General features: G+C 64.3%; 10 protein-coding genes. 2 read left to right on the top strand and 8 right to left on the bottom strand.

What is annotated here, in order from left to right:
* Positions 1-318: 318 nt before the first annotated feature.
* The gene (locus OCX61_RS21830) at positions 319-4605 is read right to left on the bottom strand and encodes a DEAD/DEAH box helicase (RefSeq protein WP_261941339.1); all 4287 of its coding nucleotides are present in this window, start codon (positions 4603-4605) and stop codon (positions 319-321) included.
* Between the two features lie 90 nt (positions 4606-4695).
* Here OCX61_RS21830 and OCX61_RS21825 point away from each other — a divergent pair, with 90 nt between their 5' ends.
* A complete protein-coding gene (locus OCX61_RS21825) occupies positions 4696-5109 on the top strand; it encodes an NUDIX hydrolase (RefSeq protein ID WP_261941338.1) in 414 nt (137 codons plus the stop codon).
* Here OCX61_RS21825 and metR read toward each other — a convergent pair.
* Positions 5093-6010 (bottom strand): transcriptional regulator MetR, encoded by a 918-nt coding sequence (gene metR, locus OCX61_RS21820; RefSeq protein ID WP_003258025.1) that lies wholly within the window; start codon positions 6008-6010, stop codon positions 5093-5095. The two genes, OCX61_RS21825 and metR, sit on opposite strands and share 17 nt — an antisense overlap.
* 197 nt (positions 6011-6207) lie before the next feature.
* Between metR and OCX61_RS21815 the strand changes: the two genes are divergently transcribed.
* On the top strand, positions 6208-7203 hold the full coding sequence (locus tag OCX61_RS21815) for an alpha/beta fold hydrolase (protein ID WP_261941337.1): 996 nt from the start codon (positions 6208-6210) through the stop codon (positions 7201-7203).
* A gap of 36 nt (positions 7204-7239) precedes the next feature.
* Here OCX61_RS21815 and aauR read toward each other — a convergent pair whose 3' ends face one another.
* The 6 genes from aauR to OCX61_RS21785 form a co-directional block, all read right to left on the bottom strand.
* Positions 7240-8517: a two-component response regulator AauR gene (gene aauR / locus OCX61_RS21810; RefSeq protein WP_410011124.1), complete on the bottom strand. Its 1278-nt coding sequence runs from the start codon at positions 8515-8517 to the stop codon at positions 7240-7242.
* 47 nt (positions 8518-8564) lie between these two features.
* Positions 8565-10469, bottom strand: a complete 1905-nt coding sequence (aauS, locus tag OCX61_RS21805; RefSeq protein WP_261941335.1) for a two-component sensor histidine kinase AauS — start codon at positions 10467-10469, stop codon at positions 8565-8567.
* A gap of 69 nt (positions 10470-10538) precedes the next feature.
* A complete protein-coding gene (locus OCX61_RS21800) occupies positions 10539-11273 on the bottom strand; it encodes an amino acid ABC transporter ATP-binding protein (protein ID WP_003258023.1) in 735 nt (244 codons plus the stop codon).
* A complete protein-coding gene (locus OCX61_RS21795) occupies positions 11270-11941 on the bottom strand; it encodes an amino acid ABC transporter permease (RefSeq protein ID WP_159409110.1) in 672 nt (223 codons plus the stop codon). The genes OCX61_RS21800 and OCX61_RS21795 overlap by 4 nt, the downstream gene beginning before the upstream one ends.
* Positions 11942-12688 carry an amino acid ABC transporter permease gene (locus OCX61_RS21790; protein ID WP_103449397.1) on the bottom strand — a complete coding sequence of 249 codons (747 nt, stop codon included), beginning with the start codon at positions 12686-12688 and terminating at the stop codon, positions 11942-11944.
* 142 nt (positions 12689-12830) lie between these two features.
* Positions 12831-13748, bottom strand: a complete 918-nt coding sequence (locus tag OCX61_RS21785) for a glutamate/aspartate ABC transporter substrate-binding protein (protein ID WP_261941334.1) — start codon at positions 13746-13748, stop codon at positions 12831-12833.
* Between the last annotated feature and the right edge of the window lie 232 nt (positions 13749-13980).

Genomic DNA, 13980 nt, shown 5'->3' with positions numbered 1-13980 from the left:
CATAGCCAACTTGAGTGGCAGTGCAAATCAAAATCGGGGTAGCGAAAAACATTTTGCGTACGCCGACAGTGTTTTCGCGCCTGTGAGATCGAGCGCCGCCCACGCGGCGCATCGCGAGCTGCGCTCGCTCCTACGTTTGTTTCGGGCCAGTAATGCCTGTGACAGGCGCGCGCGATCGCCTGGTTTGTGCGACTCGATATCGAGGCAGGCGCCAAGGCGTTCGCGCGCAAATCCCACAGGAATAACTGGCCAGAAACAAACGTAGGAGCGAGCGCAGCTCGCGATGCGCCGCGTGGGCGGCGCGCGATCTCACAGGCGCTAAAACACTGTCGGCGTTCGCAGCAATTTCTCCTTCCATCTAGCCTGCTCCTGCGCCGCCCCCTCCACCAGATAGCTGTACCGCCCAGCCACTCGCACCGCCACCGGGACACCATCGCGATACAGCAGCCGGTTGCCACCTACCGCAGGCACTTTAGCCCCAGGCAGCAGCGAGCCGACCAGGTTCAGCGGGTCGCTCGCACTCACCACCACCAGCACATCATCCAGTGCTCGCCGACGTACTTGCCTGAGCAAACCGACCGCCTCCGGCAAGGCAAATTGCTCACCCGCCAACCCGGCAATGAAACGGCCACCACGGATTTCGCCACGTGCCTCGAGGCGGTGATAGCAGCGCAGCAGTTCACGCCAGGGCGGCAGTACATCGCTTTCCCGTTCCAGCAGCCGCCAGCAGATCACCCCGTAGCGCCGTAGCAGGGCGCGGGCGATGAGCTCCGTGCGCTGGCCCTCGTCAACCCTGGCGCTGCCCCTGCGCAGCAATGCCCAACGCCCGGCATGGGCCATGCTGCTGGACAGCGGCGGGTGACCGCGGCGGCTGTTGCGCGATGAACGCTTCGCGGCCGGGGTGATCAGGCTGCGCAAGCCGGTGAAGCTGTCGGCGCCAACCAGACCGGCACCGACCAGCTCCTGCAACGCCGTCTCCAATTCGCTGGGCAGCAGATGGGCTTCAACGGTCAGCTCGTCGAAGAACAGTGCCCCTTGCGCGTGCAGTGCTTCCAGCACCCGTTGCGCCCGCCCGCCAAGTGCTTCCCGAGCAGGCTCGGGGGCGAGGCTGCGCCACTGGCCCAGGTGCTCGCGTGGCAACAGCACCAGCGGTGTACTCGACAAGGTGCTGCTCGCCGTCGTCGCCGCCAGCCGGCTCCAGGCAAACTGCCCGCTGCGGCAGGCATCGTCCAGCCAGTGCGGGCTGTAGTCCTTGATCCGCGCGGGCAGCAGCTCCGCTTCCCAGGCGCTGGCTGCACTGGGGAAACCCTGCAACTGGCCCAGCACTTCGGCCACCGCCTCTGGGCCTCGCAGGCGCTCATCCGGGGCCAGGTGTTGCCAGTCGAACAGAAAGCGCATGAAGTCCTGCAGGCTGACGGGCTCGATCTCCCGGCGCAGGCGTTTCACCGTGTAGCGATGGATGCGCGCCAGCAGGTGGCGCTCACACCATTGCACGTCGCCAGCCCCAGGGCTGAAGTGGCCACGCAACACATAGCCTTCGGCTTCCAGACGGGCCAAGGCCTGTTCGACCTGGACAGTGGGCTTGCTCAGTGGCGCAGCGATCTGGACCACGCTCAGTGGGCCGTGGCCACTCAGGCGAGCGCGCAACAGTTCGGCCAGTGCATTGTCCGGGTCGAAGGCCTGGTCGAAGCCGGGCAGTACGTCCAGCATGGGCTCCAGGCGCGCTGCCGGATATAGCGTTTGCAGCAGGTCAAGGCGCTCGCGCGCCAGCCAGAGTTTTTCATCGATCAGGCGCAAGGCCCGCCCGGCCTTGGCCAGCTGGCGCAGCAGCAGGCCCCAGCTGGGGTTGGCCTGGACTTCATCATGGCTGATGGCACCCAGGCTCATCAGCGCCTCGTGCATTTCGTCGGCATTGCCAGGTTGCGGCCAGGCTTCGGCCTGTACAGCGGCTATAGCATCGGCATCCAGTGCGCCCAGGTCATCGCCACTGTGCACTTCGTTCCAGCGCCGGTTGAGCACCGCCTGGGCGCGTCGCTCCTCCAGCGGCGCGTCGTCGAGGAACGCGTAGGGCCTGGCATTGAGAATGGCCGAGGCCAGTGGGGAAGGCGCTGGCAGATCGCGGCACAACAGGCGCACCTCGCCGCTTTCCATGCGCCGCAGCAGGGCCAGCCAGCCTTCGCTGTCCATGGCTTCGTGCAGGCAGTCATCGAGGGTTTGCTCGACCAGCGGGTGATCGGGGATCTGCCGCTCGCCGACGATGTTCTCCAGGCAGGCGATCTGGTCGGGGAAAACCGCGGCAATCAGGTCCTCGCTCTTCATGCGCTGGATCTGCGGCGCCACCTTGCGCCCGCCGACGAAGCGCGGCAAGGCCATGGCCACACCCGCGTTCCAGCGCCAGCGGACGCCAAACAACGGCGCTTCGAGCAGGGCCTGGATGAGGATCTGCTCGGCGTTGCGGCTGTTGAGGTAGCGCCATACTTCATCCAGCTCGAAACTGTGGCTGGTCGACAGCGAAAGCACGATGGCGTCTTCGCTGGCCGCTGCCTGCAACTCGAAATTGAAGGTGCGGCAGAAGCGCTTGCGCAGGGCCAGGCCCCAGGCGCGGTTGATACGGCTGCCATAGGGCGAATGGATGATCAGCTGGGTGCCGCCGGACTCGTCGAAGAAGCGCTCCATCACCAGGGTCTGTTGCGAGGGCAGGGCGCCCAGTGCTTCGCGGGTGCGGCCCAGGTAGTCGAGCAACTGGCTGGCGCTGTCTTCGCTCAACTCGAAGGTGTTCTGCAGCCACTGCAGCACGGCTGCAGGATCGCCCTCGTTCAACCCGAACTGTTCGTCGATTCGCGCCTGCAGACGGGCAACCGCGGCGGACAGTTCGTCGCTGCGCCCCGGTGCCTCGCCCAGCCAGAACGGAATGGTCGGCGGCAGGCCTTGAGCGTCTTCGACCCGCACCCGGCCAGGCTCGACCCGCAGGATACGGTAGGACGCATTGCCCAGCTGGAAGATGTCGCCAGCGATGCTCTCCACGGCGAAGTCTTCGTTGACGCTGCCGATGTTCAGCGCCTGGGGTTCGAGCAGCACGGCGTAGTCGGCGGTCTCGGGAATGGTGCCGCCGCTGGTCAGTGCGGTCAGCTGGCTACCCCGGCGCCCGCGCACGGTGCCACTGACTGCATCGCGATGCAGGTAGGCACTGCGCACGCCCTGGCGACCGTTGTAGCCCTCGGCGAGCATGCGCAGCAATGCCTGGTAATGTTCGGGGTCGAGGGCTGCATAAGGCATGGCCTGGCGCAGGCAGTCGAACAGCGCCTGTTCCTCCCAGGCCTGGTTGCTGGCTTCGGCGACGATCTGCTGGGCCAGTACATCCAGGGGAGCATTGGCAATGTGCAGTTCGTCGAGTTCACCCAGGCGGATGCAGTCGAGCAAGGCCACGCATTCGATCAGGTCGTCGCGTGAGGTCGCGAACAGTCGCCCTTTGGGGATGCCATCGACCTGGTGCCCGGAGCGCCCGACACGTTGCAGGAAGGCGGCGATCGAGCCGGGCGATTCGATCTGGCAGACCAGGTCGACATCGCCGATATCGATGCCCAGTTCCAGCGACGCGGTGGCCACGAGCACCTGCAACTGGCCGTTTTTCAAGCGCTGCTCGGCGTCCAGGCGCAGTTCCTTGGCCAGGCTGCCATGGTGTGCCGCCACGGCCTCCTTGCCCAGGCGGTCGCTCAGGTGGCGGGTAATGCGCTCGGCAAGGCGCCGGGTGTTGACGAACACCAGCGTGGTGCGATGTTCTCGGGCCAATTGCGCGAGGCGGTCGTAGACCAGGCCCCAGACGTCCGTGGCCATGACCGCGCCGAGCGGCACTGGAGGTACTTCGATGGCGAGGTCGCGCTGACGGGCATGGCCGACGTCGACGATCGCGCAAGGGCGCTGCTGGCCGACCAGGAACTGCGCCACGCGCTCGACCGGGCGCTGGGTGGCGGACAGCCCAATGCGTCGAAGTGGGCGCCCGCACAAGGCCTGCAGGCGCTCCAGGGTCAGCGCCAGGTGGGCACCGCGCTTGTTGCCGGCCAGGGCGTGTATCTCGTCGACGATGACCGTATGCACGCTGGCCAGCCCTTCGCGGCCGGAAGCCGAGCCCATCAGTACGTACAGCGACTCGGGTGTGGTCACGAGCACATGAGGGGCCACCTTGCGCATCGCCGCACGCTCCTTCTGCGGGGTATCGCCGGTGCGCACGGTGGTGGTGATGCGCGGTGCTTTCAGGCCCTGGTCTTCAAGGGCCTGGCTGATGCCTTCGAGCGGGGCCTGCAGGTTCAGACGGATGTCGTTGGACAGCGCCTTGAGCGGCGATACGTAGACGACCTGGGTCTGTGCAGGCAGCTCGCCGCCATGCGTCAGGCCCTCGCGAAACAGTTCGTCGAGCACGGCCAGGAAGGCGCTCAAGGTCTTGCCCGAACCGGTCGGCGCAGCGAGCAGCAGCGACTGGCCGGCATGGATCAGCGGCCAGGCCTGGGCCTGGGCATCGGTGACCGTGGCGAAGTGGCGGCGGAACCAGGTAGCGACGGCCGGGTGGAACAGCTCGAGCACCGGGTGTTGGTGGGCTGGCAGGTTCATCTGTTGGTTATGGCGGGTGAGCGACCGGTTGGCAAGGGGCCGTTCGTCGTTGATCTTCTGTAGACTGTCGCCTTTTCAGCGAGCTCACCCATGCCCAATATCATCCGCATCGCCGCTGCCCTGCTGATCGACCCGCAAGGCCGGACCCTGCTGGTGCGCAAGCGCGGCACCCAGGCGTTCATGCAACCTGGGGGCAAGATCGATGCCGGCGAGTCGCCCGTTCAGGCGCTGGTGCGTGAACTGCACGAAGAACTGGGGTTGCACATCGACCCTGAGCAGGCTGTGCACCTGGGCCAGTTCAGCGCGCCTGCCGCCAACGAGCCGGGCTTCGAGGTGCAGGCCGAACTGTTCCGCGTCGACAGTGCCGAGGCCGTGGCCCCGGCGGCGGAAATCGAAGAAGTGCAGTGGCTGGCCGCCGATCAGGCCGCAACGCTGGAGCTGGCGCCACTGACCCGCGATCTGATCCTGCCGTTGTACCGCCAGGCCGTCAGCGTACCGCACTGACCCCGTCGAGCGTGGCGAACGAGGTGTCCTTGGCGGTCAACAGGAAGTCCCGCATGTAAGGCGCATCGAGCATGTCGGTGCGTACTGCCGCATACAGCGTGGCGAACAGGCCTTTTTCGCCCAGGCGCTTGCCTTTCACATAGCCCCGCGAGCTGTACTCGTGCAGCGCCCAGTGCGGCATGCCGCACACGCCACGGCCGCTGGCCACCAGCTGCATCATCATCACCGTCAGCTCGGACGTGCGCACGGCGGCCGGCTCGATGTCGGCCGGCTCCAGGAAGCGGGTGAAGATATCCAGGCGGTCGCGCTCCACCGGGTAGGTGATCAGGGTCTGGTCGAGCAGGTCCTGGGGCACGATGTACGGCTTGCTGGCCAGCGGGTGCTGGTTGGCCACGGCGAGCATGGCTTCGTAGGTGAACAGCGGTACGTAGGTGATGCCGGCCAGATCCAGCGGGTCGGAAGTCACCACCAGGTCGAGGTCGCCACGGGCCAGCGCCGGTAACGGGGCGAAGGCGAAGCCTGAGGCCAGGTCCAGCTCCACTTCCGGCCAGGCATCGCGGAACTGGTCGATGGTTGGCATCAGCCACTGGAAGCAACTATGGCATTCGATGGCCATGTGCAGGCGTCCGGCGGTGCCGCCCGCCAGCCGGGCGATGTCGCGCTCGGCGCCGCGCAGCAGCGGCAGGGTGGCATCGGCCAGTTGCAGCAGGCGCAAGCCGGCGCTGGTGAAGCGGATCGGCTTGGTCTTGCGCACGAACAGCGGCAGCCCCAGGCGCTCTTCCAGCTCCTTGAACTGGTGCGACAGCGCTGACTGGGTCAGGTGCAGGCGTTCTGCGGCCTCCACCAGGCTGTCGGCCTCGCGCAGGGCATGGAGGGTTTTAAGGTGGCGGATCTCCAGCACGGCTGACTCCGAGAAAATTTTTAAAGTAAACGGGGAATGAGTTGAGTTTCGCTCATGTTGCCCCAGGCTGTCGACTGGACCTTGTGCCGCACCGCTCGGCAGGGTTCATCAAACTGTCACCGAACTGTGGCAGCGCCCCCGAATTAAATTCATCAGACTCGCGCTCTACTGGGGATCTGCATTCTGGTGTTTCTTTCATGCGGGCTTTTCTGCTGTTTTTCTTTCTCGTGTTCAGTGCTTCGGCAAGCTTTGCCGACACGCGCTGTGACGCCCATGTGCCGGTACAACGCGCTGAGATCGGCGAGCTGAGCCTGGTCTACCAGAGTGTCGGCGCGCCCCGCGATCCGGCCTTGCTGCTGGTGATGGGCCTGGGCGGGCAACTCATCCATTGGCCGGACGATGTCGTCGAAGCGTTGTGCCGCCAGGGCTTCCGGGTCATTCGCTACGACAACCGCGATGTCGGCCTGTCGCGCTGGAATCAGCTGCCGCCTTCGGCCAACCTCACGGTCGAACTGTTGCGCTACAAGCTGGGCCTGGCGGTCGACGCGCCTTACACCTTGACCGACATGGCGAACGATGGCCTGCAGTTGATGGATGTGCTGGGCATTCGCCAGTTCCATGTGCTCGGCGTGAGCATGGGCGGGATGATCGCCCAGCACCTGGCAGCCATGGCGCCTGAGCGGGTGCGCAGCCTGACCCTGGTGATGTCCAGTTCGGGGGCGGCAGGGCTGCCGGCGCCGGATCCGGCCCTGGTGCAGTTGCTGGCGCGGCGCAGTGCGCCGAGCCGTGAGGTGGCCATCGAGCAGCAGGCGGACTTGCTGGCAGCGCTGGGCAGCCCGCAAGTACATGATGATCGGGCTGTGCTACTACAGCAGGCGGCGGTGGCCTATGACCGGGCATTCAACCCAGATGGTGCGAAGCGTCAGATCATGGCGATCCTGGCCGAGCCGAGCCGGGTGCAGTTGCTCAATGGGTTGCGGGTACCGACGCTGGTGGTGCATGGCACGGCCGATCCGCTGTTGCCGGTGATGCACGGGGTGCACCTGGCGGCGCATATCCAGGGCAGTCAGTTGCGGTTGATCCCAGGGTTGGCACACCGCTTCCAGGAACCGTTCAAGGCACCTTTGCTGGCGGCGGTGCTGCCCTACCTGCAATCGCATCGGCAGGATGTCACCCATATCGCCGGGCTTTGAATCGGCGTCGCCTGCTTCGCGGGCGACACCGGTTCATCAACCAAGCCCGTACTTCTTCACTTTGTCGAACAGGGTTGTCTTGGCCATACCCAGTTCCTGGCTGGCCTGGCTGAGGTTGCCGCCGGTCCGCTGCAAGGCATCGCTGAGCAGGTTGCGCTCGAACGCTTCAACCGCCTCGGCAAACCCGACCCCCTGGCTTGCACCGCTGCTCGGCCCCTTCTTGAAAGCCGGCAACCCCAGGGCATAACGCTCGGCCACGTTACGCAACTCGCGCACGTTGCCCGGCCAGTCGTGGGCCATCAGCCGCGACAAGGTCTGGCTGTCCAGGGTGGGCGCCTCGCGGTCGAAACGCAGCGCCGACTGCTGCAGGAAATGTTCGAACAGTTGCAGGATGTCTTCCCGGCGTTCACGCAGCGGTGGCAGCTCCAGGGTCACCACGTTCAGCCGGTAATACAGGTCGCTGCGGAACTGCCCGCTCTGGCCGAGCGCGTCGAGGTCGGATTTGGTGGCTGCGATCACCCGGCAATCCACCGCAATGCTCTGGTTCGAGCCCAGCCGTTCCAGGGTACGCTCCTGCAGTACGCGCAGCAGCTTGATCTGCAGGTTGATCGGCATGCTTTCCACTTCGTCGAGGAACAGTGTGCCGCCGTTGGCGTGTTCGATCTTGCCGATGCGGCGCTTGCCGGCACCGGTGAAGGCGTTGGCTTCGTGGCCGAAGATTTCGCTTTCGAACAGGTTTTCTGGCAGGCCGCCACAGTTCAGCGCCACGAACGGCTGGCTTTGGCGCCGGCTGAAGTCATGCAGGCAGCGGGCGACCAGCTCCTTGCCGGTGCCGGTTTCACCTTCGATCAATACGTTGGCCGAGGTATCGGCGACATTGGCGATCAGTTCGCGCAGCTGCTCCATGGCTGGCGAGCGGCCAATGATACGGCCCTCCAGGCTGCTCTGTTCGGCCAGTTGCCGGCGCAGCGCCACCACCTCGCGGGACAGCCCGCGCTGTTCCAGCGCACGGCGCACCACATCGACCAGGCGCTCGGGGGAGAAGGGCTTTTCCATGAAGTCGTAGGCGCCATTGCGCATGGCACCGACCGCCATGTCGATATCGCCGTGGCCGGTGATCAGCACCACCGGCAGGCTGCGGTCGCGGGCCTTGAGGCGGTTGAGCAGCTCCAGGCCATCGATGCCGGGCAGGCGGATATCGCTGACGACGATCCCGGCAAAATCATCGCCGATGCGCTCCAGGGCCTGTTCGGCACTGCCAACCCCCTCGCAGGCGATGTCTTCCAGGGCCAGCGCCTGCTGGCAGCCGAGCAGCACATGCGGGTCGTCTTCGACGATCAGAACGGTAAGTGGCGCTTGGTTCATGGTTGCTCTGCCGATTCGCTGGGGGGCGTGACCAAGGGCAGGGCGAGGACGAAGGCCGTGCCGCCAGTGGCGGGGTGCTCGACGTTCAGGCTGCCCTTGGCGGCGGCGGCAAGGCTCGCCGACAGGGTCAGCCCCAGGCCCAGGCCGTGTTCGCCCGGTTTGGTGGTGAAGAAGGGTTCGAACAGGTGCTTGCGGGTCTCGGCATCGATGCCGTGGCCATTGTCGCGCACCTGCAGACGGTACTTGTCGCCTTGCTGTTCACCTTCGAGCCAGAGTTCCGGCAGCGGCACGGAGGCCATGGCGTCGAGGGCATTGCCGATCAGGTTGACCAGGATCTGTTCGAGGCGGGTCTGGTCGATCGCCAGTTGCTGGTCGTCGAACTGGCGGTGCAATTGCAGGTGGCAGCTGTTGATGCGCTCGCTCAACACTTGCAGGGTGGCGTCAACGGCTTTGGCCAGCGAAGCCTGGCCACTGTCGTCGCCGCGTCGGGCAAACGAACGCAGGCTGGCAGTGATGCGGCCCATGCGGTCGATCAGGTCGTTCATGGTGCGCAGGTTGGTGCTGGCGGTTTCCAGCGCGCCACGTTCGAGGAACCGCACGGTATTGCCGGACAGCGTACGCAGCGCCGCCAGCGGCTGGTTGAGCTCGTGGGCGATGCTGGTGGACATCTGCCCGATCGCCGCCAGCTTGCCGGCCTGGACCAGCTCGTCCTGGGCCTGGCGCAGGGTCTGTTCGGCGTGGCGGCGTTCGCGGATCTGGCCCTTGAGCCTTTCGTTGCTGGCGCGCAGGTCGGCGGTGCGGTCGGCAATGCGCCGTTCCAGCTGGCTGTTGGCTTCCTCCAGTGCCTCCCGGGCGGCCAGGCGCGTGGCAACTACCTTGCGCCGCTCGTTCCAGGCAATGCCGAGGATCGTCAGCAGGGCGAAGGCCACGGCGACCAGGATGCCCTGCACCATGGATTCGCGGCGCAGGTCCTGCAGCGGGGTGAGCAAGGTAAAGTGCCAGGGGGTATCGACCAGGCGCCGGGTCTGTGCCAGGTAGCTCACCTCATGGGGCTTGCCCCGGGCGGTTTCGGCGTTGGCCGGGAAGGTCAGTTTCTCCACGCCGTCGGCCAGGGTTTCGCGGGCCAGCGGCTGCAGTTCGTTCAGCGGCCACCAGTAATACTGCAGGCTGCGCGCAAGGCGCTCCTTGATCTGTGGGGTCAGCGGGCGCACTGACTTCAGGCGCCGCGCCGGGTCGCTGGAAAGGATGATGATGCCATTCTCGTCGCTGACGAAGGCTTCCAGGCGGGCGCGCTGCCAGCGTTCTTCAAGGGTGTCCAGGCGCACCTTGATAACCGCCACGCCGATGATCTTGCCGTGCTCTTCGAGACCGTGGGCCAGGTAGTAGCCCGCCTCGCCAGTGGTGCTGCCGATACCGTAGAACCGCCCCGGTTCGCCGCGCACGGCATTCTGGAAATAGGCACGGAACGACAGATCCTCGCCGAGGAACGAGTCGGCATCGCGCCAGTTGCTGCTGGCCTGCACCCGGCCGTTGGTGTCGAGCACGAAGATCGCCCGGCTGCGGCTGCGACGGTTCAGGCCTTCGAGGTATTCATTGACGGTCTGCCGGTTGGCGCCATCAGGGTCGGTGAGCAACTGCGAGACGCTGTCTTCCAGCTCCAGCAGGCTTGGCAGGTAGGTGTACTTGCTGATTTCGCTTTCGACCGTGCGCGCATGCAGTTCGAGCGCACGCTCGCCGTTTTCGCTGAGGGTGCGGATGCCGTTGCTTTCGCTGATCAGGAAGCCAGCCATGCCCAGCCCGACCATCAGCAGAATGATCAGGGGCGGCAGCAGCAATTGACGAATCAGGCGGGATTTCACGGCGGGCTTGGCAGGAAGAAGAAGCGAGGGATCGCATTTCATCACAGTGGCCTTGTCACGGCCAGCATCCACTGCCGGGCGAGCCCGGTCAGCGGTGCCGTTGTTGCCGAATCAGTGTTGCAGGATCTTGCTGAGGAAGTGCTGGGTGCGTTCGTGGCGGGCACTCGGGTTGCCGAAGAAATCTTCCTTCTGGCAGTCCTCGATGATGTTGCCCTTGTCCATGAAGATCACCCGGTTGGCCACCTTACGGGCGAAGCCCATCTCGTGGGTCACGCACATCATGGTCATGCCTTCGTGGGCCAGCTCGACCATCACGTCCAGTACTTCGTTGACCATTTCAGGGTCCAGCGCCGAGGTCGGTTCGTCGAACAGCATGACGATCGGGTCCATCGACAGCGCGCGGGCAATCGCCACGCGTTGCTGCTGGCCGCCGGACAGCTGGCCAGGGTGCTTCTTGGCGTGGGCGCCAAGGCCGACGCGGTCGAGCAGGGCCAGGCCTTTCTTGGTCGCTTCCGCCTCGCTGCGGCCGAGCACCTTGCGCTGGGCGATGGTCAGGTTCTCGGTGATGCTCAGGTGCGGGAACAGTTCGAAGTGCTGGAACACCATGCCCACCCGCGAACGCAGCTTGGGCAGGTTGGTCTTGGGGTCGGCGATCGAGGTGCCATCGACCACGATGTCGCCTTTCTGGAACGGTTCCAGGGCGTTGACGCACTTGATCAGGGTCGACTTGCCCGAGCCCGAAGGGCCGCAGACGACAACCACTTCACCCTTCTTGACCTCGGTGCTGCAATCGGTCAGCACCTGGAAGTCGCCGTACCACTTGTTGACGTTCTTGATGGAAATCATACGGTGATCCTTTTTTGCAGGCGCTTGACCAGCCACGAAGCGGAGAAGCTGATGACGAAGTACACGACCCCGGCGAAGATCAGGAACTCATGGGAGCGCCCGATGATGTCGCCGTTGGAGCGTGCCGAGTTGAGGAAGTCCACCAGGCCTACGGTGTACACCAGCGAGGTGTCCTGGAACAGGATGATGCTCTGCTGCAGCAGCAGCGGGGTCATCTTGCGGAAGGCCTGGGGCAGGATGATCAGGCGCATGGTCTGGCCATAGGTCATGCCCAGGGCCTGGGCGGCGCCCATCTGGCCCTTGGAGATCGACTGCACGCCAGCACGGACGATTTCGCAGAAGTACGCGGCCTCGAACATCATGAAGGCCACTACGCAGGAGGTGAAGGCACCCACCGGGGTGTCCTCGCCAGTGATCCAGCGCAGCACGAAGGGCACTGCCAGGTAGAACCAGGTGATCACCAGCAGCAGCGGGATCGAGCGGAAATAGTTGACGTAGGCGCCGGCCACGCGTGACAGCAGCTTGCTCGACGACAAACGCATCAGCGCCAGGATGGTGCCCAGCACGATGCCACCGACCACGCCCATGACCATCAGTTGCAGGGTCATGACCATGCCTTCCCACAGGGCAGGCAGGGCCGGGATGATTTCGCTGAAATCCATGTCCATTTACTTGCCCCCCACGGAGATCAGGCCAGGCACGGCAACTTTCTTCTCGACCATGCGCATCAGCAGCATCAGGCCCATGTTCAGGGTGAAGTAGATCAGCGTGGCCAGGGTGAAGGCCTCGAACAGGTTGGCCGAGAATTCGGCGGTCTGCTTGGTCTGCGCCAGCAGCTCCATCAGGCCGATCAGCGAAGCCACCGAGGAGTTCTTGAATACGTTCAGGAATTCCGAGGTGAGTGGCGGAATGATGATCCGGTAGGCCTGCGGCAGCAGCACGTTGTTGTAGATCTGCGGCAGGCTGAAGCCCATGGCGCGGGCCGCGGCTTCCTGGCCGCGGGGCAGCGCCTGGATGCCGGTGCGCACCTGTTCGCAGACGCGGGCGGCGGTGAACAGCCCCAGGCAGATGACCACGCTGATCAGCGCCGAGGTGGTCGGGTTCAGATCCTGCTTGAACCATTCCTGCAGGCCTTCGGGCAGCAGGTCTGGCACCAGGAAGTACCAGATGAACAGCTGCACCAGCAGCGGCACGTTGCGGAACAGTTCCACATAGGCGGTGGCGATGCCCGATACCAGACGGTTCGGCACGGTACGCATGACGCCGAGGAGCGACCCCAGCAGCAATGCGATGATCCAGGCGGTGATGGCGATGGCGATGGTCCAGCCCAGACCGGTGATGTACCAGTCCAGGTAGGTCTCGCTGCCCACGCCGGTGGACTTGAAGAACACGCCCCAGTCCCAGTTGTAATTCATCGGGATTTCCCCTCAGACGATTGTTTCACGGGCACCTTCGAGCATCCAAGGGCGCCGGGCGCCCTCGGATGAAAGGTTAGACACTAATGAGTGGCCTGCAGCTTTGATTGGTGTGCTTGCGCACCAGGCCACTATCTGAGGGTCAGGACTTCTTCTCGTCCGCAGCCTTGTCGGTTGGCTCGGCGATCAGTTTTTTCAGCTCGTCGCTCATCTGGAAGTTCAGGTTGAGGCCCTTGGGCGGGATCGGCTGGGTGAACCACTTGTCGTAGCTCTTGTTGACTTCGCCCGACTTGAAGTAGGCGACGATGGCGTCATCGACGGCTTTCTTGAACGCAGGGTCATCCTTGCGCACCATGCAGCCGTAGATTTCATACGATTGCGGAGTACCGGTGATGACCCAGTCTTTAGGGTTGCGCGCCTTGGCCATTTCACCGGCCAGCAGGGCGTCGTCCATCATGAAGGCCACGGCGCGGCCGCTTTCGAGCATGTTGAAGGCTTCACCGTGGTCCTTGGCGGAAATCACGTTCATCTTCATCTGCTTGTCGGCGTTCATCGCCTTGAGGATGCGCTCCGAGGTGGTGCCAGCGGTGGTCACCACGTTCTTGCCGGCCAGGTCCGGGAAGTCCTTGTAGGAAGGTTGACCGTCCTTGACCTTGGTCAGCAGGCGGGTACCGACTTCGAAGATGCCGACCGAAAAGCCGACTTGCTGCTGGCGCTCGACGTTGTTGGTGGTGGAGCCGCACTCAAGGTCCACGGTGCCGTTCTGCACCAGCGGAATGCGGGTCTGGGAGGTGACCAGGTTGTACTTGACCTTGATGTCGGTACCCAGTTGCTTCTTCAGGGCATCGACCACGGCCAGCTGGATGTCGTGGGAGTAGCCCACGGGCGTTTGACCGCCGGCCAGGTAGGAAAACGGGATGGAAGAGTCGCGGTGGCCCAGGGTGATGGTGCCCGAGTCCTTGATCTTCTTCAGGGTACCGGTCAGTTCTTCAGCCATGGCTGGCGAAGCGATGATCGCGGCGGCGATGGTTGCGCCCAACAGATGACGAACGATACGCATCAATCTTTCCTCGACGTGTTTGTTTTTTTTATGGAGCCGTTGGCGGACTCTTTCGTTCAACGAATACAACAAGAAGCGAGTGCATTCGGCTACCAAGTGTAGAGCATGAGTCGTGCCAAGCTCTGATATCGATCATAACGTCGCATGTTCCGCGGGGAGCAAGCCATTTTTCGAGTTCCAGCGTAGCTAAGCACTAACGGGTTTCCGAACGGATGGATTGATTGCATTCGGA

Origin of the sequence: Pseudomonas sp. LRP2-20, assembly GCF_024349685.1 — a bacterium.
Lineage (GTDB): Bacteria > Pseudomonadota > Gammaproteobacteria > Pseudomonadales > Pseudomonadaceae > Aquipseudomonas.
The sequence above is the reverse complement of the archived record's forward strand: the minus strand, read 5'-3'. Positions and strand labels throughout refer to the sequence as shown.